The sequence below is a fragment of the Streptomyces amritsarensis genome (assembly GCF_001953875.1).
Taxonomy (GTDB): Bacteria; Actinomycetota; Actinomycetes; order Streptomycetales; family Streptomycetaceae; genus Streptomyces; species Streptomyces amritsarensis.
On the sequence record NZ_MQUR01000050.1, the window covers coordinates 1 to 22,667 of the forward strand.

General features: G+C 73.4%; 21 protein-coding genes and 2 tRNA genes. 9 read left to right on the forward strand and 14 right to left on the reverse strand.

The annotated features are described in order from the left end of the window. From AVW11_RS20790 to AVW11_RS20805, 4 genes are all read right to left on the reverse strand, one after another. Window positions 1-475: 3-keto-5-aminohexanoate cleavage protein (locus tag AVW11_RS20790; RefSeq protein ID WP_240528223.1), on the reverse strand; the 475-nt coding region annotated here is incomplete at its 3' end. After that, window positions 472-1,053: a hypothetical protein gene (locus tag AVW11_RS20795; RefSeq protein ID WP_030853194.1), complete on the reverse strand. Its 582-nt coding sequence runs from the start codon at window positions 1,051-1,053 to the stop codon at window positions 472-474. The genes AVW11_RS20790 and AVW11_RS20795, both read right to left, overlap by 4 nt. A 95-nt stretch (window positions 1,054-1,148) precedes the next feature. After that, on the reverse strand, window positions 1,149-2,498 hold the full coding sequence (locus tag AVW11_RS20800) for a serine-threonine protein kinase (protein WP_420856386.1): 1,350 nt from the start codon (window positions 2,496-2,498) through the stop codon (window positions 1,149-1,151). Between the two features lie 83 nt (window positions 2,499-2,581). Then, a complete protein-coding gene (locus AVW11_RS20805) occupies window positions 2,582-3,961 on the reverse strand; it encodes an exo-beta-N-acetylmuramidase NamZ family protein (protein WP_076045246.1) in 1,380 nt (459 codons plus the stop codon). Between the two features lie 94 nt (window positions 3,962-4,055). Here AVW11_RS20805 and AVW11_RS20810 point away from each other — a divergent pair, with 94 nt between their 5' ends. The 3 genes from AVW11_RS20810 (at window position 4,056) to AVW11_RS20820 (ending at window position 7,387) form a co-directional block, all read left to right on the forward strand. Next, window positions 4,056-4,820 carry an SDR family oxidoreductase gene (locus AVW11_RS20810; RefSeq protein ID WP_030853186.1) on the forward strand — a complete coding sequence of 255 codons (765 nt, stop codon included), beginning with the start codon at window positions 4,056-4,058 and terminating at the stop codon, window positions 4,818-4,820. Continuing rightward, window positions 4,817-6,712, forward strand: coding sequence for an AMP-binding protein (locus AVW11_RS20815; protein ID WP_076045248.1), 1,896 nt, complete (start codon window positions 4,817-4,819; stop codon window positions 6,710-6,712). Before AVW11_RS20810 ends, AVW11_RS20815 begins: the two co-directional genes overlap by 4 nt. Window positions 6,713-6,781: 69 nt before the next feature. Then, on the forward strand, window positions 6,782-7,387 hold the full coding sequence (locus AVW11_RS20820; protein ID WP_060179995.1) for a TetR/AcrR family transcriptional regulator: 606 nt from the start codon (window positions 6,782-6,784) through the stop codon (window positions 7,385-7,387). 67 nt (window positions 7,388-7,454) lie between these two features. Here AVW11_RS20820 and AVW11_RS20825 read toward each other — a convergent pair whose 3' ends face one another. The 7 genes from AVW11_RS20825 to AVW11_RS20855 form a co-directional block, all read right to left on the reverse strand. After that, window positions 7,455-8,669, reverse strand: a complete 1,215-nt coding sequence (locus AVW11_RS20825) for an acyl-CoA dehydrogenase family protein (protein ID WP_030853179.1) — start codon at window positions 8,667-8,669, stop codon at window positions 7,455-7,457. A 10-nt stretch (window positions 8,670-8,679) separates the two neighbouring features. Next, on the reverse strand, window positions 8,680-9,747 hold the full coding sequence (locus AVW11_RS20830; protein ID WP_060179997.1) for a phosphotransferase family protein: 1,068 nt from the start codon (window positions 9,745-9,747) through the stop codon (window positions 8,680-8,682). A gap of 133 nt (window positions 9,748-9,880) precedes the next feature. After that, the gene (locus tag AVW11_RS20835) at window positions 9,881-10,792 is read right to left on the reverse strand and encodes an MBL fold metallo-hydrolase (protein ID WP_076045250.1); all 912 of its coding nucleotides are present in this window, start codon (window positions 10,790-10,792) and stop codon (window positions 9,881-9,883) included. Between the two features lie 134 nt (window positions 10,793-10,926). After that, on the reverse strand, window positions 10,927-11,223 hold the full coding sequence (locus AVW11_RS20840; RefSeq protein ID WP_030853170.1) for a hypothetical protein: 297 nt from the start codon (window positions 11,221-11,223) through the stop codon (window positions 10,927-10,929). Window positions 11,224-11,306: 83 nt separating this feature from the next. Then, the gene (locus tag AVW11_RS20845; RefSeq protein WP_076045282.1) at window positions 11,307-11,618 is read right to left on the reverse strand and encodes a DUF202 domain-containing protein; all 312 of its coding nucleotides are present in this window, start codon (window positions 11,616-11,618) and stop codon (window positions 11,307-11,309) included. A gap of 2 nt (window positions 11,619-11,620) precedes the next feature. Next, window positions 11,621-12,019: a YidH family protein gene (locus AVW11_RS20850; RefSeq protein ID WP_030853164.1), complete on the reverse strand. Its 399-nt coding sequence runs from the start codon at window positions 12,017-12,019 to the stop codon at window positions 11,621-11,623. Window positions 12,020-12,028: 9 nt separating this feature from the next. Beyond that, on the reverse strand, window positions 12,029-12,550 hold the full coding sequence (locus AVW11_RS20855; protein WP_060179999.1) for an NUDIX hydrolase: 522 nt from the start codon (window positions 12,548-12,550) through the stop codon (window positions 12,029-12,031). Window positions 12,551-12,634: 84 nt separating this feature from the next. On the opposite strand from AVW11_RS20855, the gene AVW11_RS20860 reads away from it, so the two are divergent. After that, window positions 12,635-14,290, forward strand: coding sequence for an FAD-binding dehydrogenase (locus AVW11_RS20860; RefSeq protein ID WP_076045252.1), 1,656 nt, complete (start codon window positions 12,635-12,637; stop codon window positions 14,288-14,290). 189 nt (window positions 14,291-14,479) lie between these two features. On the opposite strand, the gene AVW11_RS20865 is transcribed toward AVW11_RS20860, so the two are convergent. Beyond that, window positions 14,480-14,905: an ASCH domain-containing protein gene (locus AVW11_RS20865; protein WP_076045254.1), complete on the reverse strand. Its 426-nt coding sequence runs from the start codon at window positions 14,903-14,905 to the stop codon at window positions 14,480-14,482. Between the two features lie 368 nt (window positions 14,906-15,273). Here AVW11_RS20865 and AVW11_RS20870 point away from each other — a divergent pair, with 368 nt between their 5' ends. From AVW11_RS20870 to AVW11_RS20890, 5 genes are all read left to right on the forward strand, one after another. Then, window positions 15,274-16,221, forward strand: coding sequence for a hypothetical protein (locus AVW11_RS20870; RefSeq protein WP_076045256.1), 948 nt, complete (start codon window positions 15,274-15,276; stop codon window positions 16,219-16,221). Window positions 16,222-16,338: 117 nt separating this feature from the next. Then, window positions 16,339-17,883: an APC family permease gene (locus AVW11_RS20875; protein ID WP_060180002.1), complete on the forward strand. Its 1,545-nt coding sequence runs from the start codon at window positions 16,339-16,341 to the stop codon at window positions 17,881-17,883. Window positions 17,884-18,093: 210 nt separating this feature from the next. Continuing rightward, complete coding sequence (locus AVW11_RS20880; RefSeq protein ID WP_076045258.1) at window positions 18,094-19,533, forward strand: amino acid permease; 1,440 nt, start codon at window positions 18,094-18,096, stop codon at window positions 19,531-19,533. Between the two features lie 138 nt (window positions 19,534-19,671). Continuing rightward, window positions 19,672-20,616 carry a phosphotransferase enzyme family protein gene (locus AVW11_RS20885; RefSeq protein WP_079250717.1) on the forward strand — a complete coding sequence of 315 codons (945 nt, stop codon included), beginning with the start codon at window positions 19,672-19,674 and terminating at the stop codon, window positions 20,614-20,616. Continuing rightward, complete coding sequence (locus AVW11_RS20890) at window positions 20,591-22,102, forward strand: hypothetical protein (protein ID WP_240528224.1); 1,512 nt, start codon at window positions 20,591-20,593, stop codon at window positions 22,100-22,102. The genes AVW11_RS20885 and AVW11_RS20890 overlap by 26 nt, the downstream gene beginning before the upstream one ends. Window positions 22,103-22,185: 83 nt before the next feature. On the opposite strand, the gene AVW11_RS20895 is transcribed toward AVW11_RS20890, so the two are convergent. Then, window positions 22,186-22,270 (reverse strand) — tRNA-Leu (locus AVW11_RS20895). A gap of 143 nt (window positions 22,271-22,413) precedes the next feature. After that, window positions 22,414-22,501 (reverse strand) — tRNA-Leu (locus AVW11_RS20900). Window positions 22,502-22,667 lie beyond the last annotated feature (166 nt).

Consider the following 22,667-nt stretch of genomic DNA (forward strand, 5'->3'; position numbering starts at 1 on the left):
CCGGCCTCCGTACCAGCCAGGCCCGCAGCCGCTCCAGCGGCTCCGGGCCGGCCGGGCCGCCCAGCGGCGCCGCCGCGTCCACCCGCACGCCCCGCGCCAGCAGCGCCTCGGCCAGCCCGGCCGCCCCCGGCTCCGCGAAGTGCACCACCGCCCGGTCCGGCAGCACCGTCCACGCGCCGACCCGCGCCGACCACTCGGCCGGATCCGGCTCCGCCCCGATGCTCACCGGCACCGCCAGCGGTACGCGCACCCCCGCGCCGCGCAGCACCTCCAGCACCGGCCCGACCACGCGCGGCGAGAGGCTCTCCCGCCCGCACGGCGTCCGCGGGTGCACCAGCACCTCGGCCGCCCCGGCGGCGACCGCCCGCACCGCCGACTCCGCCAGGTCCCGCGGTGACATCGGCACGGCAGGCCCGTTGGCGGCGCCCCGCGTGCCGTTGACCGACACCACGGCCGGCCCGACCGCACTCCTCACGCCGCGTCCGTCGAGGGGAAGTCCGCCAGGGCCGGTCTCGGCACCACGATCCCGCAGCCCGCGCACACCGGCCCGTCCCAGGCGAAAGCCCCCTCCCAGGGGCCCACCGGGGCCACCTCCGGCCACCGCAGCTCGGTCTCCCCGCAGACCGGGCACGCCGTCCCCGGCTCCGACTCCAGTGCCCGGACCAGCCGCCGCAGCACCTCGCCCAGCGCCCCCTCGGGCCGCACCCCCGGGTCCGCGCAGCGCACCACCGCGTCCCCGCTCCCGCCCCACGCCCACTCCGGCCGGCGCAGCCCGTGGTGCTTCTCCCTCCGGCGCCGCTCCGCGAACTGGCGCTCGTACTCCAGCCAGACCGTCCGCGCGTCCTCCAGCTCCTCCAGCGCGGCGACCAGCCGCAGCGGGTCCGCCCCCCGGTCCTCGGGGGCGATCCCGTGCCGGTCGCACAGATGCCACCAGGTGGCCCGGTGCCCGTAGGGCGCGAACCGCTCCAGGCAGCGGCGCAGCGAGTGGCGCCGCAGGGCCCGGTCGTTGCGCGCGTCGCGCACCTGGTAGGCCAGACTCCGGAATCCCGCCATCACACCATCACCTCCACCGATGTGCCCAACATGCCCGGCCGGGAGCGGGCGCATGCGGGGGCGGACGAGGCGTGCAGGTGGCACATGGCCGGAACTCAGCGCCCCATGCGCCCCGCGGACACCACCACCCGGGCCAGTTCCTCGTGGCAGATGTCGCTGTGCGCCCCCGAGGGGGCACCGCCGCGCCGCACCACGGAGCCCGCGTCCACACTGACGCATCCGGTCGCGGGCAGGCCCTCGCGCAAGGCGGTGTCGAGGCTGAGCCGGGGCGCTCCCGGCACGGCCCGGACCCCGTCGTGCCCGATCGCGCCCCACCGCTCGTCGAAGCCGAGCAGACCGGCCGAATCGCCCGCCATCCGGGACGCCAGGGGGTAGAAGACCCGGAGCGCCGAGTCGTGCGGGGAATGGCAGGCGACCACCGGTCCGTCGACCTTCCGGTGGAGGCCGCGCAAGGCGCCGCCGCGCCCCTTGTCGTGCGGCAGCCGGTCGGCGAACGCGTAGTGGGAGAAGGCCCCCTGGAGCAGGGTCAAGGACCTGACGTAGCGGGCGCCCTCCGGCACCGCGCGCAGCGAGAAGGACACCACGCGGGCCCCGAAGCTGTGCCCGATGAGATGGAAGCGCAGGGCCGGGCGGGCCGCCGCCAGCTCCGCCAGGACCGGGCCCAGCCCCCGCTCGCCGACCACACCCGCCCTCTTCTTCATCTTGTAGTACGTGGCCTGGCGCAGCAGTTCCTTGGCGCCGCCCCACAGGCCGCGCAGATCGCCGCCGACCGTGAGCCCCGGCCCCTCGCCGACGGGAGCCGCGGCGCCCGCTTTGGCCAGGGCGAGCGAGAGGGCCCGGCAGACCTCCAGCACGTCGTCGGCGAAGATCGCGGGCACCGCCGGCGCCGCCACCGCCTGCACCGCGTCCACGCCGGCCAGCTCCCTGACGAGCGCACCGAACTCGATGAACGCGGACGCCGACTCCGGCTGCTCCGCCAGCAGTTCCGCCACCCGGTCCAGCTCCGCGCGCCGCCCCGGCCAGAACTCCCCGAGCGCCTGCCGGGTCAGGGGGTCCAGTGTGCAGCCGCGGCCTGGTTCCGCGAGCGCGCCGGGCGCCTCGAAGTCGGGTATCGGCTCGTCGGAGAACCGCATCGAGGGCCATACGACACCCACGTACCCCAGCCGCACCCCCGGCCCCACCAGGGCGGGGAAAGGCGCGAAGAACCGGTCGTAGAGCCGGGTGGCCGCGGACCGGTCGCTGTTCCAGCCGTGCGCGAAGATGAGCACATCCGTCGCCTCCATCCGGGACACCGCACCCTGCGAGGCGCGGTCCACGTCCCCTTCGGAGTCGAAGGTCAGTTCCGCGTACGGCCCCACCCCGATCCTGGCGCCCACCCCGGACCCGGTGCCCACCCCGGGCCCGAGCCCCGTCCCCAAGCCGAACCCGCCACCGACGTCCGCCATGACGTCCCCCTTCACGCCGTGCCTCCGGTGCAGTCAGCATCCTGCTGCGGCGCCCGCCCGGCCAGCCCCCCGGCGCGGCCGGCTCAGGAGTAGAGCAGGTACCGCGCGCGCACGGCCTCGAAGCGGGCCAGCCCCGCCGCCCAGTCGCCCGCCACCTCCTCCACACCGGCGCCCGCGTCCACCAGCCTGCGCACCCGGTCCGTGCCGGTCAGCCGGTCGATCCAGTGGTCCGCGCGCCAGCCGAAGCCGTTCCACACCCGGCGGGCGGTGACCAGCAGCCCGATGCCCGCCCGTACCGGGTCAAAGGCCTCCCGGTCGTGCACGATCAGCCGGACCCCGCCGCACACCTTTCCCACGTGCTTGGAGAAGGTCGGAGTGAAGTACGCCTCCCGGAACCACACCCCGGGCAGGCCCAGCGCGTTCGCCGCCTCCGCCCACCGCCGGTCGATCCCCTCGGCACCCACCACCTCGAAGGGCGTGGTCGTCCCACGCCCCTCGGAGAGGTTCGTCCCCTCGAACAGGCAGGTGCCGGCGTACGCGAGGGCCGTGTCCGGCGTCGGCATGTTCGGGCTCGGCGGCACCCAGGGCAGCCCGGTCTCCCCGAAGAAGGACCCGCGCCGCCACCCGGACATGGCCACCGTGGTCAGCCTGACCGGGCCGGCGGGGGCCGGACCGGCGGCCAGGAACTCGCCGTTGAAGAGCCGCGCCAGTTCGGCCGCCGTCATCCCGTGCGCGAGCGCGATCGGCTCCCGGCCCACGAAACTGGCGTACGGCCGCTCCAGCACCGGGCCCGCCGCCCGCAGGCCGCCCACCGGGTTCGGCCGGTCCAGCACCACCACCGCCTTGCCGGCGAGGGCGGCCGCGCGCATGCAGTCGTAGAGGGTCCAGATGTAGGTGTAGAAGCGGGCCCCGACGTCCTGGATGTCGAAGACGACCGTGTCGATCCCGGCCGCCGTGAACACGTCGGCCAGCCGCTGCCCGCTCTTGTCGTACGTGTCGTACACGGGCAGCCCGGTCGCCGGGTCCCGCGAGGCGCCCTCGGAGTCCCCGGCCTGCGCCGTCCCGCGGAACCCGTGCTCGGGCCCGAACACCGCGACGAGATCCACCCGCTCGTCCGCGTGCAGCACGTCCACCAGGTGCCGGGCATCGGCGGTGATCCCCGTGGGGTTGGTGACCACCCCGACCTTCTGGCCGGCCAGGACGGCGTATCCGTCCGCCGCGAGCCGCTCGAAGCCGGTACGCACCCGGCCGGCCGGCCGCGGCGCGGCAACCCCGGCGGCCCCGGCAGCCCGCGCGGCCCCGGCGGTCCCCGCGGCCCCGGCAACCTCAGCCGCCCCGGCGGTCCCCGCGGCCCCGGCGGTCCCGGCAGCACCGGCGGTCCCGGCCGCACCCAGGGCGGCCACCGCGCCCGCCGATCCCACGGCCCCCGCCAGCCCCAGCACCCCGCGTCGCGACAGCGTCATCCGGCCACGGTAGGAGGCGCGCCCCTTCCGCCCCGACATACCGACTGGTTAGTCTGCCGGGATCCGCAACCCGCCGTACGAGAGGTGTGATCCCGTGAGCGCGTACCAGGACCAGCGAGTCGTCGTCACCGGCGCGGGCGGCGGCATCGGCGCCGCGCTCGCCCACCGCTTCGCGGCCGAGGGCGCCACGGTGGTCGTCAACGACCTCGACCCGGCCAGGGCCGCCGCGGTCGCGGGCGCCATCGGGGCGCGGGCGATCCCGGTGCCGGGAGACGCCTCGCAGATCGTGGCCGCGGCCCGCGAGGCCCTCGGCGGGACGGTGGACGTCTACTGCGCCAACGCCGGACTCGCCTCGGGCGGCGACGCCGCCGCCGACGAGGCCGTCTGGGAAGCCGCCTGGCAGGTCAACGTCATGGCCCACGTCCGCGCCGCCCGGCTGCTGCTGCCCGACTGGGTCGAGCGGGGGAGCGGCCGCTTCGTCTCCACCGTCTCGGCTGCCGGACTCCTCAGCATGATCGGGGCCGCCCCGTACAGTGTCACCAAGCACGGTGCGCTCGCCTTCGCGGAATGGCTCTCGCTGACCTACCGGCACCGCGGTGTCCAGGTCCACGCCATCTGCCCGCAAGGAGTGCGCACCGACATGCTGACCGCCGCGGGCTCGGCGGGCGAACTCGTCCTCGCACCGACCGCGATCGAGCCGGAAGCGGTCGCGGACGCCCTGTTCGACGGCATGGAGAAGGGCCGTTTCTTGATCCTCCCGCACCCCGAGGTCGCCGACTACTACGCGGTCCGCGCCACCGACCCGGACCGCTGGCTGAGCGGCATGAACCACCTCCAGCAGACGTGGGAGACCCCATGACCCCCGCCTCCCCCGCCTCCCCCTCCTCCACCACTTCCGCCTACGCCGCCCGGCCCTGGCGCGGGCTGCTCTCCCCGGTCCAGCTGGCGCCCGTCGCTCCGCCGCCCACGGTCCTGCACGCCTTCCGCGAGGCCGCCGCCCGCGCCCCCGAGCGCACCGCGCTCGCCTACTTCGACGGCCGGATCGGCTACGCCGAGGCCGACGCGCTGTCCGACTCCGTCGCCGGCCACCTCGCGGCGCGGGGCGTCCGCCGCGGCGACCGGGTGGCGGTCATGCTCCAGAACACCCCGCACTTCGTGCTCGCCGTCCTGGGTGCCTGGAAGGCCGGGGCCGTCGTCGTCCCCCTCAACCCCATGTACAAATCCGGCGAGGTCGGCCACGTCCTGCGCGACTCCGGGGCCGCAGCGCTGGTGTGCGAGGCCCGTGCCTGGACGGCGTACCTGCGCCAGGCGGCGCGGGGCAGCGCGGTGCGGACCGTGCTGACCGCCTCGGACCGGGACTTCCAGACCCGCGACGACCCGCGCGTCTTCGGCCCGCCCCAGGCCCGGCCGGCGGTCCCGGACCAGGCTCCGGGCCCGTCCTCGGCGCGGCCGCCGGCACCGGCTCCGGGTCCGATCGCGGCCGCGGCCGCGGCCATGGCACCGGCCCCGATCGCGGCCGCGGCCATGGCTCCGGGCTCGGCTGCGGCCCCTGCGCGTCCGCCCGTGCCCGCGCAGCCGGACGCGCCGGACGCGGTGCCCGGCCGGGAGCGGACCGCCGCCGATCCCGTCGCCGTGGACCTCTTCACCGCGGCCCGCGCCGGGCGACCCGCTCCACAGGGCCCGGACCTCACCGCCGCCGACACCGCCCTCATCAGCTACACCTCCGGCACCAGCGGCACGCCCAAGGGCGCGATGAACCCCCACGGCGCCCTCACCTACAACGCCGTACGGCAGGTCACCTCCCACCCCCTCGCCGAGGGCGCCGGCTACTTCGCCCTCGCGCCCCTCTTCCACATCACCGGCATGGTCTGCGAACTCGCCGCCTGCTTCGTCAACGCCGGCACCCTCGTCCTCGCCCACCGCTTCGACGCCGGCGCCGTGCTCGACGCCTTCCTGGAACACCGCCCGGCCTACACCGTCGGCCCGGCCACCGCCTTCATGGCCCTGGCCGCCCACCCCGCCGCCACCCCGGACCACTTCGCCTCCTTCCAGGTGATCTCCTCCGGCGGCGCCCCGCTCCCGCCCGCGCTCGTCGAACGCCTCCGCGCGGCCTTCGGCTTCTACCTCCGCAACGGCTACGGCCTCACCGAGTGCACCGCCCCCTGCGCCAGCGTGCCCGTGCACCTCGAAGCCCCCGTCGACCCCGCCTCCGGCACCCTGTCCGTCGGCCTGCCAGGCACCGACACCGTCGTCCGCATCCTCGACGAGCAGGGGGCCGAACTCCCCATCGGCGAGACCGGCGAGATCGCCGTCCGCGGGCCCCAGGTCGTGCCCGGCTACTGGGGCCTGCCCGCCGAGACTGCCGAGGCCTTCCCGGACGGCGAACTGCGCACCGGGGACGTCGGCTTCATGGACCCGGACGGCTGGCTCTACGTCGTCGACCGCAAGAAGGACATGATCAACGCGTCCGGGTTCAAGGTCTGGCCGCGCGAGGTGGAGGACGTGCTCTACACCCACCCCGCCGTCCGCGAGGCCGCCGTGGTGGGTGTTCCCGACCCGTACCGCGGGGAGAGCGTCAAGGCGTATGTGAGCCTGCGCCCCGGCACCTCGGCCGAGCCTGCGGAGCTCTCCGCCTACTGCGCCGAGCGCATCGCCGCCTACAAATACCCGCGCCAGGTCGAGATCCTGCCTGTTCTTCCGAAGACGACCAGTGGCAAGATCCTGCGACGGGAACTGCGCGATCGCGGCTGAAAACAGTCGGACGGTCGTACAGCTGGTCGCACCGGCCAGGCAGGAAACGAGAAAGGGAGGGTCGGCACCATGGCGGCCAGGACAACGGAACCCGCAGGCACGCACGAGGCCCCGGTACCGCAGCGGCTGCTGGCCGTCGCCACCCGGCTGTTCGCCGAGCGCGGCTACGACCGCACGTCCGTCCAGGAGATCGTCGAGGCGGCCGGGGTCACCAAGGGCGCGCTCTACCACTACTTCGGATCCAAGGACGACCTGCTGCACGAGGTGTACGCACGGATGCTGCGCCTCCAGCAGCAGCGCCTCGACGCGGTGGCCGCCTCCGACGCCCCCGTCGAGGAACGGCTGCGGGCCGCGGCCGCCGACGTGGTGGTCACCACCATCGAGAACCTCGACGACGCCATGATCTTCTTCCGGTCGATGCACCAGCTCAGCCCGGAGAAGTACAAGCAGGTACGGGCGGAGCGCCGGCGCTACCACGAGCGTTTCCGGGCGCTGGTGGAGGAGGGGCAGCGGACCGGCGTGTTCTCCACCGCCACCCCCGCCGACCTGGTGGTGGACTACCACTTCGGGTCCGTGCACCACCTGTCGACCTGGTACCGGGCCGACGGCCCGCTCACGCCGCAGCAGGTCGCCGACCACCTCGCGGACCTGCTGCTGCGGGCGCTGCGGCCCTGATCCCCAAGGTCCCCGCGGCCCCCACCCGGCGGGCTTCCGGGCCGCGGGGTCTGCTCCGGCCCCGGCCCTAGCGGTGTCGCTCCAGCTCCCGGCGGGCCAGGGAGCGTTGGTGCACCTCGTCCGGCCCGTCGGCCAGGCGCAGGGTGCGGGCCGCCGCCCACAGCTCGGCCAGGGGGAAGTCCTGGCTCACCCCGCCCGCCCCGTGCAGCTGCACCGCGTCGTCCAGGATCCGGACCACCGCCCGCGGCGTCGCGATCTTGATGGCCTGGATCTCGGTGTGCGCGCCCCGGTTCCCGACCGTGTCCATCAGCCAGGCCGTCTTGAGCACCAGCAGCCGCACCTGCTCCACCGTCACCCGGGCGTCGGCGATCCAGTTCTGCACGACACCCTGCGCGGCCAGCGGCTTGCCGAAGGCCGTACGCTCCACCGCACGCCGGCACATCAGCTCGATGGCCCGCTCCGCCATGCCGATCAGCCGCATGCAGTGGTGGATGCGGCCCGGGCCGAGGCGCGCCTGGGCGATGGCGAAGCCGCCGCCCTCCTCGCCGATCAGGTTCGCCGCCGGGACCCGTACCCCGTCGAACACCACCTCGGCGTGGCCGCCGTGGTCGTGGTCCTCGTACCCGTACACCGTCATGGCCCGGCGCACCTCGACGCCCGGAGTGTCCCGGGGGACCAGGACCATCGACTGCTGGCGGCGCGGATCGGCGCCCTCCGGGTCGGTCTTGCCCATCACGATGAAGACCTTGCAGTCCGGGTTCATGGCGCCGGAGATGAACCACTTGCGGCCCGTGACCGCGTACTCGTCACCGACCCGCTCGATCCGGGTCTCGATGTTCGTCGCGTCCGAGGAGGCCACTTCGGGCTCCGTCATCGCGAACGCGGAGCGGATCTCGCCGTTCAGCAGCGGCTCCAGCCACTGCTTCTTCTGCTCCTCGCTCCCGAACTGGGCCAGCAGTTCCATGTTGCCGGTGTCCGGGGCCGCGCAGTTGGTCGCCATGGGCGCCAGGTGCGGGCTGCGGCCGGTGATCTCCGCCAGCGGGGCGTACTGGAGGTTGGTGAGCCCCGCACCGTGCTCCGGGTCCGGGAGGAAGAGATTCCACAGGCCCTGGCGGCGCGCCTCGGCCTTCAGTTCACCGAAGACGGCCGGGGTGTCCCAGGGCGAGGCCAGCCGTGCGCGCTGCTCGGCGGCGACGGGCTCCGCCGGGTGGACGTACTCCTCCATGAACGCGAGCAGCCGCTCGCGGAGTTCCTCGGTGCGGGCGTCGAATGCGAAGTCCATGCTGGGTGCCTCAGCCTTCCTGGCCGTTTGTGAATGGATGGAGGCCCTGGAGGGTGGTCAGTCCGTGCTCGATGAAGACCGGGACCAGCTCGCCGATCCGGTCGAAGCCCGCACCGACGGTCTGTCCGAGCGTGTAGCGGTAGTGGATGCCCTCGAGGATCACCGCGAGCTTGAACCAGGCGAAGGCCGCGTACCAGGCGATGGCGCCGGTGTCCCGCCCGGAGCGGGCGGCGTACCGCTCGACCAGCTCCGCCGGCGTGGGATGGCCGGGGGCCCCGCTCGTCGTGCTGACCGGGGACCCGGTCAGGCCCAGGTCGCAGCTGTACATCACCAGCAGGCCGAGGTCGGTCAGCGGATCCCCGAGCGTGGACATCTCCCAGTCCAGCACCGCCCGGATCGTGTCGGTGCCGGACGGGGACGTGCCGATCAGCACGTTGTCGAGCCGGTAGTCGCCGTGCACCACGGTCGGGGCGGGGGAGCGGGGCAGTGTGCGGCCCAGCGCGCCGTGCAGCTCGTCGATCCCGGGGAGGTCGCGCCCCCGCGAGGCGGCGAGCTGCTTGCCCCAGCGCCGCAGCTGCCGGTCGAGGAAGCCCTCCGGCCGGCCGAAGTCGCCCAGGCCCACCGCCTCCGGGTCCACCGCGTGCAGCTCGACCAGGGTGTCCACCAGGGCGAACACCGCCCGCCGGGTCCGCTCCGGGCCGATCGCGGCGAGCTCTGCGGCCGTGCGGTACGGCACCCCGTCCACGTACTCCATGACGTAGAACGGCGCCCCGAGCACCTCCTCGTCCTCGCACAGCAGCACCGGCTCCGGGACCGGCACGGCCGTGCCGTGCAGCGCCGCGATGACCCGGTGCTCGCGGCGCATGTCGTGGGCCGTGGCCAGGACGTGGCCGAGCGGCGGCCGGCGCACCACCCAGCGGGCGGTCCCGTCGGTGATCTCGTACGTGAGATTCGACCGGCCGCCCTCGATCAGCCGGCCGCGCAGCGCACCGGCCAGGAGTCCCGGCCGGGCCCGGTCGAGATGACCGCGCAGCCGCTCCAGATCCAGGCCTCTGGGGTCGGCCGGGGCTGAGGTCATGGTGCGCACCTCCGTGCGGGGAGTCGATGGGGGCGTGCGGCGGTGCGTCGGAACACCGCCGCACGTAATCATGCCGACCAGTCGGTATGCCGTCCAGAGGGCGGGGCCGGAAGAACACCTCCGGCCCGCCGGCTCACGCGTGGCAGGGGATGGGCCTACCGCCGTTCATCAGCGTCATGTCCGCGAGCAGCGCCGGTATGTCCAGCGGAGCGCCCTCCGGCTTCCCGGCCAGCTCCGCGTACGCCCGGTGCACGTTCGCCACCAGCCGCTCGCTCTCCCGCCACGCCGCGAACTCGCCGAGGTCGGCCTGTCGGGCCACCTCCAGCGGGGTCAGGCCCTCGGCCACGCCCTCCCGGGCGAGCTCGGCCACGTACCGCAGATACCGCTCGGTGGAGTCGTAGGCCGACGGGTCGGTCAGCGGGCCGTGGCCCGGTACGACCGTCTCCGCGTCCAGCGACCGCAGCAGCTCCAGCGCCCGCAGGGAGCCGGCGAGCGAGCCCATGGCCAGGAACGGCGTGCCGCCGGCGAAGACCAGGTCCCCGGTGAAGACCACCCGCTGCCGAGGCAGCCACACGACCGAGTCGCCGGTGGTGTGCGCGACGCCCGGGTGGAGGACCTGCACCTCGGTCCCGCCCACGTGCACGGTCGCCCGGTCGCTGTAGGTCAGGTCGGGCGCCGTGATGTCCATCGCGCCGAAGTCCGTCGCGGGCCAGATCATCTCCAGCTGGTGGCCGGCGGCGAGCTGCTCGGTCCGCGCGTTGTCGTGCCCGAGGACCAGGGCCTCGGGGGTGAAGACGCAGTTGCCGTAGGTGTGGTCGCCGTGGTGGTGGGTGTTCACCACGGTCCGCGGGAGCGGCACCCCGGTCGAGACGACCGCCTCGCGCAGCGCCAGGGCCCGGCGCTCGGTGGCTGCGGTGTCGACGAGCAGGGTCCGGCCGCCGTCGCTCACGAAGCCGGCGTTGTTCAGGCACCAGCCGCCGTCGGGCTGGACGTAGGCGTACACCCCCGCCGCGGGCCGGACGAGGTACGGGTCGTCCACGGGCATCTGCGCTCTCCCCGGGTCGCTGTGACAGGCGGTCGGCATCCTGCCAGCCGTCACGGCGCGGGGCGAGGGCGGGTACCGTCCCCGGCCGGCCGGGGAGCCCGCGGGGGAGGGGCGATCAGGGGCGGCGGCGCCGGTCAGTGGTCGTCGTAGTGCCCGTCGTGCTCGGCGTGCCGGTGCCCGTCGTGGAGGTAGTCGACGTGGTCGCCGTGCGGGACCGTGTCGTGCCCGCAGCCCGCGCTGTGCGCGTGGGCGTGGCCCTCGTGGGCGGTGTGCCCGGCCGGCTCGCACTCGTCCCAGTGCCCCGCGTGCTCCCGGTGCAGGTGGCCGTCGTGGGCGTAGTCCACGTGGTCGCCGTGCGGGACCGCCCGGTGGCCGCAGTCCGCGCCGTGGGAGTGCTGGTGCGTGGGGTGTTCGTGGTGGAGGGTCGTCATGGCGTCGAGACTAGTGCGAATGGTCGGCTATCGCCCGTTGTGCCCCAATCTGTTGGGGTAAGTGGGACAATCCGGCAGGCGGGTCAGAGGATGACCGCCACCGCGAACGCCGCCAGCGCCACCGTGCACGCGACCACGGCCAGCGCCGACCGGGCCCCGAGGACCTGCGGCCGACCCGTCGCCAGCGCCCCGATCCGGCGGTGCGCCACCCACAGGAACGCCAGCCAGAGCAGCACGATCACCGCCGCCCCGGCCACCTCCGCCGACGACCCGGACCCGCGCAGCGCCTGCCGCAGCGCCAGTACGGCCACCACCGAGGACGCGAGCGTCGTACGCCGCCACGCGAGCCGGGTCCGCTCGGGCTGGAGCCCGGCGTCGCGGTCCCTCCCCGGCATGCTCACCGCTGCGAGGTCCAGCCCAGCAGCACGACCACCACCATCGCCACCGCGACCAGGCCCACGCCAAGGCTCAGCACCACGGGGAACCGCGACAGCGGCAGGTCCTCGTGCCGCCGCATCGCCCGCTCGCAGCGCACCCAGTGGTTGACCGCCCGCAGCGCGCAGGCGGCACCGACCACGAGCAGCGCGAGGGCCATGCCCACCCGCACGCCCCACCGCAGGTCGGGCAGGAACTGGTCGACGGCGAAGCCGCCGCCGACCAGGGCCAGGGCGGTTCGGATCCAAGCGAGGAACGTACGCTCGTTGGCCAGCGAGAAGCGGTAGTCGGGGGTGTCGCCCTCGTCCTCCAGCCGCGACGGCGCGAACCACAGGCGTACGTCCTTGACGAAGTCGATCACCTGATCAATCTACTGGCGGGAGACCGGACGCGCGCGCAGCCGCCGGTAGGCCTCCAGCCCGTCCGGCACCCAGGGCCACTCCCCGTCCCCGATCCGCCGGTCCAGCTCCTCCCGGGTGAGGAACGCGTGCCAGTCCACCTCGGAGACCTGCGGGGCCACCGGCAGCCCGCACCGCACCTCGTGCACGGCGGACCACCAGGCCCCGCCCGGGCCCTCGTACAGGAACGTGAACAGCGGCTCCGGCCGCGGCAGCCCCCGGACCCCGAGCTCCTCCTCGGCCTCCCGAAGCGCGGCCTGCGCGTAGCTCTCGCCGGCGCCCACCACCCCGCCCACGAACATGTCGTAGTGCGAGGGGAACACCAGCTTCGACGCGGTCCTGCGGTGCACGAAGATCCGGTCCTCCGCGTCCCTGGCCAGCACGAACACGCAGCGGTGGATCAGCCCGCGGGCGTACACCTCGCCCCGCGGGGCCTGCCCGACGACCCTGTCGTCCCGGTCCACGACGTCCAGCACTTCATCAGCGGCACTCACGGGTTCATCCAACCACCGCTGTTGACTGGTTACCGCTCCGTAGCAAAGGATCTGCCCCACCATCGACGGAGGACGGGTGTCCGCATGACGTACGACGCAGACGTGATCGTGATCGGAGCCGGGCTCGCGGGCCTCGTGGCCACCGCCGAGCTCGTCGAAGCGGGCCGCAAGGTCATCCTGCTCGACCAGGAGCCGGAACAGTCCATCGGTGGCCAGGCGCACTGGTCCTTCGGCGGGCTGTTCCTCGTGGACTCGCCCGAGCAGCGCCGGATGCGGATCAAGGACAGCCGGGACCTCGCCCTCCAGGACTGGCTGGGCACCGCCGGCTTCGACCGCGAGGAGGACGCCTGGCCGCGCCGCTGGGCCGAGGCCTACGTCGACTTCGCGGCCGGGGAGAAGCGCCCCTGGCTGCACTCCCGGGGCGTCCGCTTCTTCCCCGTCGTCGGCTGGGCGGAGCGCGGCGGCTACGACGCGAGCGGCCCCGGCAACTCCGTCCCCCGCTTCCACATCACCTGGGGCACCGGACCGGGCCTGGTGGAGCCGTTCGAACGGCGGGTACGCGAGGGCGTGGCCCGGGGCCTGGTCCGCCTGGCGTTCCGACACCGGGTCACCGCACTGGCCGCGACCGCCGGCGCCGTGGACACCGTCACCGGCGAGATCCTTAAGCCCTCCGACGCCGTACGGGGCGCGGCCAGCAGCCGCGAGGCCACCGGGTCCTTCTCCCTGCGGGCCCAGGCCGTGATCGTCACCAGCGGCGGCATCGGCGGCAACCACGACCTCGTACGCGCCCAGTGGCCCGCCCGGCTCGGCACCCCGCCCGAGCGGATGCTCTCCGGGGTCCCCGCGCACGTCGACGGCCTGATGCTGGGCATCGCGGAGGCCGCGGGCGCCAGCCACATCAACAAGGACCGGATGTGGCACTACACCGAGGGCATCCGGAACTGGGACCCGATCTGGGCCAAGCACGGGATCCGCATCCTCCCCGGCCCGTCCCCGCTCTGGCTGGACGCCACGGGCAAGCGGCTGCCCGTGCCGCTCTTCCCCGGCTTCGACACCCTCGGCACGCTCGACCACATCATGAGGACGGGCCACGACCACACCTGGTTCGTGCTCAACCAGCGCATCATCGGCAAGGAGTTCGCCCTCTCCGGCTCCGAGCAGAACCCGGACCTGACCGGCCGGTCGGTGCGCGACGTCATCACCCGGGCGCGCCAGGCCGTACCCGGCCCGGTCAAGGCCTTCATGGACCGCGGCGCCGACTTCGTCGTCGAACGCGACCTGTCCGCCCTCGTGCGCGGCATGAACGCCATCACCAAGGAGGACCTCCTCGACGAAGCCGCGGTCCGGGGCGAGATCGTGGCCCGCGACCGGGAGGTCGCCAACCCCTTCACCAAGGACCTCCAGGTCACGGCCATCCACGGGGCCCGCAAGTACCTCGGCGACAAGCTGATCCGCACCGCCGCCCCGCACCGGATCCTCGACCCCGGGGCCGGCCCGCTGATCGCCGTGCGGCTCTCCATCCTGACCCGCAAGTCCCTGGGCGGCCTGGAGACCGACCTCTCCTCGCGGGTCCTGACCGGGACGGGCGAACCGCTGCCGGGCGTCTACGCCGCGGGCGAGGCGGCCGGATTCGGCGGCGGCGGGGTCCACGGCTACCGGGCCCTGGAAGGCACCTTCCTCGGCGGGTGCATCTTCTCGGGCAGGGCGGCGGGCCGGGCCGCGGCCCAGGCGGTCGGCTGAGGCCGGACCGGCGCGCCCGGCCGCGCGGCGGACCCGGCGGACCCGGCACGCGGCGCCCCCGCGGCCCGGCGCGACAGGCCCCGGCGGTCCGGCCCGTACGGCCCGCGGTCCGGCGCGCGTACGGCAGGCGGGGGGCCCGGCGCGGGCGACCCGTGGCCCGGCGCGGGCGGCCCGTCGCGAGCCGGGGCGTCAGGCCAGCCGCTCCGTGACCCGGAACCGCTCCGCGACGACGAGGGTGTCGTCGTCGACGGTGAACCCCGGGTCGCCGATCACCGTGCGCACCGGCTCGCTGTGCCAGAACTCCTCGTGCGCCGTACGCCATTCGGCCACCGACGCGTACCCCTCGCCCTCGTCGAGGGCGTGCCCCAGCCCCACGTCGGCGAGCCGCAGCACCTCCACGGCCGTCACCTCCACCACCGCCACCCCGCGCTCGCCGGAGTCGACCAGCAGGGACCGCCCGCCGGGCTCCGGCAGCGGTTCCCGCTCCGCCTCGTACTCCGCGAGCAGGCCGGTGGTGGTGGTCTTCGCCCCGCTCAGCACGGCCGCCACCAAGCGGTCGCGCAAGGGTCCGGGGAACCCCAGCAGGTACGGGGGAAGATCGTCATATGCCGTCATACGGCCACCCTAGGACACCGTCCCCGGCCTGCCGGAACACATACCGGCTGCTCAACTGGCACGGCCCCCGGAGCAGTTGAAACCCGCCACGCAGTGGACTGGACCTTGACTCGGAGCTGCGCATACCGCTTTGCTGTGCGTGATCACCGGAGTGCTCAACGGAGTTCCGAGCGAACTTCGCCCGCGCCCCGGGGTCCGACGCAACAGCACCGCAGCTCCTCCGCACCTCTCCGGAGCCCCACCGGGCTCCACCGGCACGATCCCCAGCCCCACGGCTCGACCGCCCGACCGCGCGCGTGCGCCCTGCGCGCGGGGCGGCCCCGCCGACCCGACCCCGTCCGCCCGCGTCCTGGAGGGAAACCCCGCGGATGTCCCCGCCTCCGCCGCCCCTCGGCCGCGCCCGCAAGCGGGACGCCCAGCTCTTCGACCCGGCCCTCTGCGACGCCGAACTCATCGATGTCCGGTCCCAGTTCGCCCAGGGGCGCTGGGCCAAGGTCCGTTCCCTCCTCGTCGGCACCGGCGACGACTGGGACCGCCGGGGCCACCGCGTCGTCGTCCTCGCCCAGACCCCGGCGGCCACCGCCTGGGCGCGCGAATGGCTGCTCGCCGAACCCGACAGCGCCGACGCCGCCACCCTCCTCGCCTGCGCCGCCGTCTTCACCGCCCTGCGCCACAAGTGCACCCCGGCCGCGGCCGAGGATGCCTGCCGCCGGGCCGCCGCCCTGCTCCCCGACGACCCCACCCCCTGGCTCGGACTGCTCCTGCTCTCCCGCGCCTTCGGTACCGAGGAGGAGTTCAGCCGCCACTTCGACCAGGTCCGGGCCCGTCACCGCGAGCACCACCACGCCCACCACCTCATGGTCGCGAAGCTGGCCGAACGTACCCTCGCCCCCGGCCAGGACCCGCTCCACGAGGTCTACGACTTCGCCGCCTGGGCCGCCGAGGAGTCCCCGGCCGACTCACCGCTGGCCGTGCTCCCCGTCGTCGCGCACGCCGAGCGCTACCGGGTCCTCGCCGCCACGCGCGGCCACACCCCCGAGGCCGCCGCTGCGCACTGGGAGGGCCGCCGCGCCCGCCAGGTCCTGCGCTCCGCCTTCGACTGGTGGCTGGAGTGGGAGCGCGACGACCACCCCCGCAACCGGGTCGACCTGAACTTCCTCGCCCACGCGAAGCTCTGCGAGGGGCGCCCCGCCGAGGCCGCCGCGCTCTTCCACCGCATCGGCAGCCACGCCACCCGCGCTCCCTGGTCCTATCCCGACCGCGACCCGCACAAGGCCTTCCTCGCCGCGCGCAACGTCGCACTCGGCACCGCCTGACCCCACGGCCCCCTCCCCCTTCCCCTTCCCCACTTCCCGCTTCCTCCACTTCCCGCTTCCCCCTTCCCGCCCTCCCCTCCGCCCCGAAAAGAACCGCGCCCCCGAAAGGACGCCGCCATGCCGACGGGCAGATCCACCACGCTCCAGGAACCGGCCGAGATACGCACGTACAAGGGCCAGGACCGCGCCCTGCGCGCCGATCGCCTCGGCACCGCCGGCCTGCTGCTCTCCGTACTCGCCGCGAGCGCCCCCCTGATGGTCGTCGCCGGTGTCATGCCCACGACCTTCGGCCTGATGGGCGTCGTCGGCCAGCCCCTGCTCTTCGTCATCCTGGGCCTCGTCCTCGCGCTGTTCAGCGTCGGCTACGCCGAGATGAGCCGCCACGTCCACAACGCCGGCGCCTTCTACGCCTACATCGCCCGCGGCCTCGGCCCCACCGCCGGCGCCGCCGCCTCCCTCGTCGCCCTCGTCGCGTACAGCGCCATGCAGGTCGGCGTCTACGGCATCCTCGGCTTCGAGATCTCCGGCCTCTTCGCCACCTACCTGGACATCGAGCTCGCCTGGTGGATCCCCGCCCTGCTCGCGGTCGCCGTGACCGGCGCCCTCGGCTGGCTCAAGATCGACCTCAACGCCAAGGTCCTCGGCGTCCTCCTCCTGATCGAGTGCGCCTTGGTCGTCGTCTTCGACGCCGCCGCCCTCGCCAAGCCCGGACCCGAAGGCCTCTCGCTCCACGCCTTCAACCCCGAGACCCTCTCCGGAGCCGGCCTCGGCACCGCCCTGTGCTTCTGCATCGCCGCCTTCGTCGGCTTCGAGCAGTCCCCGGTGTACGCCGAGGAGACCAGCAAGCCGCACATCGTCGTCTCCCGCGTGATGTTCCTCGCCGTCGGCTTCGTCGCCCTCTTCTTCGCCTTCAGCGCCTGGGCCCTCACCGTCGCCACCGGCCCGGCCGAGGTCGTCAAGACGGCCGGCGAGGCCGGGCCCGGCCTGCTCTTCCAGCTCACCGAGGCCCGCCTCGGCACCGCCTTCACCGACGTCCTGCACGTCCTCTTCGTGACCGGCATGTTCGCCGCCATGCTCAGCTTCCACAACGTCGTCGCCCGCTACGCCTTCGCCATGGGCCGCGAGGGCCTGCTCCCGGCCGCCTTCGGCCGCACCAACGCCGGCACCGGCGCCCCCGCCACCGGCTCGCTCCTGCAGACCTGCATCGCGACCGTCGTCGTCCTCGCCTTCGCGGTCACCGACGACCTCCCGGCCGGCGACCCCACCGCCCCCGTCCTGCACCTGTTCACCTGGATGGGCAGCGTCGGCGCCCTCGGTGTGACACTCCTCATGGCCGCCGCGTCCTTCGCCGTGATCGCCTTCTTCGTCCGCCGCGGCACCGCCGGCGCCCAGGTCTGGCGGCTCGCGGCGGCGGCCGCCGCCGGCCTCGCCCTGCTCGCCATCGCCGTCTACACCGTCAAGGACTTCGGCGTCCTCGTCGGCGCCGAGAAGGGCTCCGCGCTCAGCTGGATCCTGCCCGGCATCATCGGCGCGGCCGTCGTCGCCGGACTGCTGTACGGGGTCATCCTGCGCCGCAGCCGCCCCGAGGTGCACGCCCGCATCGGGCTCGGCAACGAAGCCTTCCGTCTCGACCAGGCGGCAGAGGGCACAACCGGCGACTGACCCCCGCATTCAAGCCCCTGCGAAGCCCCCGACGCCCGTTTCCAAGGTCGTCGGGGGCTTCCGCGCGCAGGGCGCGATTTTGGCGGCCGGCCGGGCCTCGTGGTCTCCTATGGCGATCAAAACACCCGGAACGCGTCACAGGGGACACCACCCAGCTCCCCTGCGGGGCCCTCCGGCATGCCTGTCCCACCCACGAAGGCGAAGTCATACATGAGTGACCCCACCATGACCGCGGTACCGGCCCCGGCGTCATCCCGCCATGTCGACGCCGGTGACGAGGGCTACAGCAAGGACCTCAAGTCCCGCCACATCAACATGATCGCGATCGGCGGAGCGATAGGCACCGGCCTGTTCCTCGGCGCCGGCGGCCGCCTCGCCGGCGCCGGCCCCTCCCTCGCGATCGCCTACGCGGTGTGCGGCGTCTTCGCCTTCTTCGTGGTCCGCGCCCTCGGCGAGCTGGTCCTCTACCGGCCCTCCTCCGGAGCCTTCGTCTCCTACGCCCGAGAGTTCATGGGCGAGAAGGGTGCCTACACCGCCGGCTGGCTGTACTTCCTGAACTGGTCCACGACCACCGTGGCCGACATCACGGCCGCCGCCGTGTTCGCCCACTACTGGTCCGCGTTCACCGACGTGCCCCAGTGGGTCCTCGCGTTCATCGCACTCGCCATCGTCCTCACCGCCAACCTGATCTCGGTGAAGTACTTCGGCGAGATGGAGTTCTGGTTCTCCATCGTCAAGGTCAGCGCCCTGGTGATCTTCATGCTGGTCGCCATCTACCTCGTCGCCACCAGCCACCCGATCGACGGCCACACCCCCGGCCTCTCGACGATCACCGACAACGGCGGCCTCTTCCCCTCCGGCGTGCTGCCGATGCTCCTGGTGGTCCAGGGCGTCGTCTTCGCGTACGCCTCCGTCGAGCTGTGCGGCGTCGCCGCGGGCGAGACCGAGAACCCCGAGAAGATCATGCCGAAGGCGATCAACTCCATCATGTGGCGCGTCGGCGTCTTCTACGTCGGCTCGGTCGTCCTGCTGGCCATGCTGCTCCCGTACACGGCCTACTCCGCCGACCAGTCCCCGTTCGTGACCGTCTTCGACAAGCTGGGCATCCCCGGCACCGCGGGCATCATGAACCTGGTCGTCCTGACCGCCGCCCTCTCCTCGCTGAACTCGGGCCTGTACTCCACCGGCCGCATCCTGCGCTCGATGGCCCTGTCCGGCTCCGCCCCGAAGTTCACCGGCGTCATGAACAAGGGCAAGGTCCCCTACGGCGGCGTCCTGTTCACCGCGGCCTTCGGCGTCGCAGGCGTCGGCCTGAACTACTTCATGCCCGGCGAGGCCTTCGAGATCGTCCTCAACCTCGCCTCCATCGGCATCCTGGGCACCTGGGGCATGGTCATGCTCTGCTCGCTCTTCTTCTGGCACCGCTCGAAGAGCGGCCTGGTCTCCCGGCCTTCCTACCGCCTGCCCTGGGCCCCCTACACCCAGATCGTGACCCTGGTCTTCCTGGCCACGGTCCTGGTCCTGATGTGGAGCGACGGCGGTGTCGGCCGCACCACGGTCATGCTCGTCCCCGTCATCGCCGCCGCCCTGGTGGGCGGCTGGTTCCTGGTCCGCGGCCGAGTGGCCGAACTGGCCGCCGACCGCGGCTGACCCCCGCCAGTCCACTGGACCCCGCACCGACCGGTGCGGGGTCCAGTGCTTTCGCCAGCCCCGCCCCGCCTTGTCCCTGCTCGACGTGGGAGTGGCGCCCTTGACACCCTCTCGCGGGCTCGTGAAGCTGATGCGGCTATGAGCCGATCTCAACTTCCCGCAGGAAAAGCCCCGTTCACCGAATCAGTGGCCGCGCGCGCCGTGCTGGAGGCCGTCCGCGACGCCGGTGCCCCGCACCCCCACGATCTGCGCTTGCTCCGGCTGGGCGAGAACGCGCTCTTCGCCAGCCCCGCACAAGGCCTCGTCTACCGGGTGGCCCGCACCGACGCCGCTCGGGACAAGGTCGAGAAAGAGCTCGCCACCGCCCGATGGCTGCTCGCACAGAATTTTCCCGGCCTGGCGCCGCGCGACGAAATCCCCCAGCCATTACCGGCGGCGGGCCGCCTGGTCACCTTCTGGCAGTACGTGGCACCCGCGGATCCCGCACCCGAGCTCGCGGATCTCGCCGTGCTCCTGCGCGATCTGCACGCGCTGCCCACCCCCGACTTCCCGCTGCCCGCCCTTGACCCGTTTCCGGTGATGCGCGACCGGCTCCGTACCGCCGCAGTCCCTGGCACCGACGAGTCGGATGCGGCGGTGTCCGAGAAGGACCTCGCTTTCCTCACAGAGGCCTGCGATGCCAACGAAGCCGCCTTCCACGACCTGGTCGCCTCCGATCCCGACGCCGGCCTCGTCCACGGCGATGCGCACAGGGGGAACCTGCTGCGCGATGGCGACCGGGTCCTGCTCATCGACTACGAGGCCGTGGCGCTCGGCCCGCGCAGCTGGGACCTGCTCCCCACGGCGACAGGCGTGGACCGGTTCGGTCTTGCACCGTCCGAGTACGCCGAGTTCTGTGCCCTGTACGGGGCGGACGTCACCCGACGGGACGAGTACCGGCTACTGCGCACCGTGCGCGAACTCGGCATGACGACCTGGCTCATGCAGAACGTCCCTCACTCGGCCCCGGCTGCGGAGGAGTTCGCTGTCCGGATGGCGTCGTTGCGAGAGGGAGACCATGCCGCCCGCTGGCACGCCCTCTGAGCGCGAACCGGGCTCGTCGGCCTCCTCGGAGGCTGCGGCGCCGTTCGACCCGTACGTCTCGCGCCTCGGCACCAGGCTGACCACCGTGTACGCCACCTCCTGGACCTACGCCCCCGACACCGGCGACGGGGGCGACGGTGAGGTCGCGTCCCTGCGCCCGTCCGCGCTGCTGAACCTGGGACGCCTCGCCGCGGCCTACGACCGTCATGCCGACCAGCTGCCGCGCATTCTGCAGAGCGGGCGCCTGGACCCGGCACTCTTCGACGCGCGCCGGTGGCGGGCCGCCGGCCAGGGTCCGCCGACGGCAGCCACCCTCTGGCAGTTCGCGGCGCCGTCCGGCCAGATCATGCTCGCCCTGACCCTCGACGTCGCCGCTCCGCTCCTGGGGTGCATTCCGCTTCTCGAGGACCTGTACTACGCCGACGTCACCTTCGGGGGTGAGGACGTCGAGCAGCTGGCGGCCGCCCGGATCGGAACGGTCCCCTCGGGCCTTCTGCCCGAAAGGCATCAGCTCGTTTTCCAGGCGTCCCCCTCGGCGGGCGACGTTCCGACATCCGACACTGCGCAACGGATCATCTACCGGGCCGACCTCCCCGTCCGACCGGGGCTGGACCCGCTGTGCGCGCCCGACGAGCTCAACCGGCGCCCGACCACCGCGGGAGTCCTGGGCCCCTACGTGAGTCTGCTGACCGGTCACCAGGACTATGTGGAGAACGCCGCATTCCTGTCGGCCGTCCAGGCCGTCGCCTCTGCGGCCCGTCTCCGCGAGATCCGCGTGCTCGCGGAATCGTACGCACGCCGATTCCGCGCACGGTCAGACGGGGACGCCTCTCCGCTCGCTCGGCGGTCCCTCCTGGAGAGGATCACCACGGCCCAGGGCCACCTGGAACTGGAACTCGGCTACAGCGTCGAGATCCCCGCCGACCTTGCCACCCTCATCCCCTCTCTGCGCCCCACCGCCTACCACTCGGCCCTCTACGAGGCCATGGGGCTCATCGCGCGCGCGGCAGCAGTCAGCCAGACGCTCCAGCGCCTCGGCAACGCCACGGCCGCCGAACTCACATCGGTCGAATCGACGGAACTCCGCGCCGCGGACCGGCGGCGGGTGCGGACCGTCGTAGCCGTCACATTCATCACTACCGTCACGGCGACCCTGGGTCTGCTCTTCGCCTTCTTCGGCATCAACGCGAAGGAAGTCGACGAAGGGCGCTCCATGTTCGACCCGGCCTACGTGCCGGTCTACGGACTCATCGCCACCGTGCTCGTACTGGGCTTCCTGGTGTACAGCGTCCTGCACGCCGTCGACCGGGCGGCCCTGCGCCGGTTCGCGGCACCTGCTCCCACGTGGCACGGGACGCACAGACTGCTGGCTGCGGAGCTGGGTACGGCGCTCCTCGACGGTCGGCCCGCCACAGTGCCGCGATCACGAAGCGCGAACCCGCCCGGCGCCCAGGACGAGTCCCCGCTCGCCCCGCCCTCACTCTGAGTGAGGCCAGGAGCACATTCGGCAGCTCGACTGAATGTACGAGAGGCCGGTCGGGATTTCTCCCGACCGGCCTCTCGCTGTTGTGTCCGAGGGGGGACTTGAACCCCCACGCCCGATAAAGGGCACTAGCACCTCAAGCTAGCGCGTCTGCCATTCCGCCACCCGGACCGGGTGTGTGTCGTTCGCCCTCACGGGCCGTTGCGACGAGCGAAACACTACCAAACATTCCGGGGCCGCCGCCGCGTGCCCGGCGCCGGCCGCGGACCGACCCGGGAACGAAGAAGGACCCCGCCGAAACGGGGTCCTTCTGCTGGTGTCCGAGGGGGGACTTGAACCCCCACGCCCGATAAAGGGCACTAGCACCTCAAGCTAGCGCGTCTGCCATTCCGCCACCCGGACCGGGTGTGTGCCGTCCGTCCCTCACGGGCCGTTCCGACGTGGAAAACATTACCAAACGGCGGGGGGTCCTCGATCACACCCCCCGACGGCCGGGGAACGCCCTTGGGGAGAGCGGCCCGGGGGGCGAGGATGGGAACGTTCGGTACCGAGCGGTTTCGGTGGACTG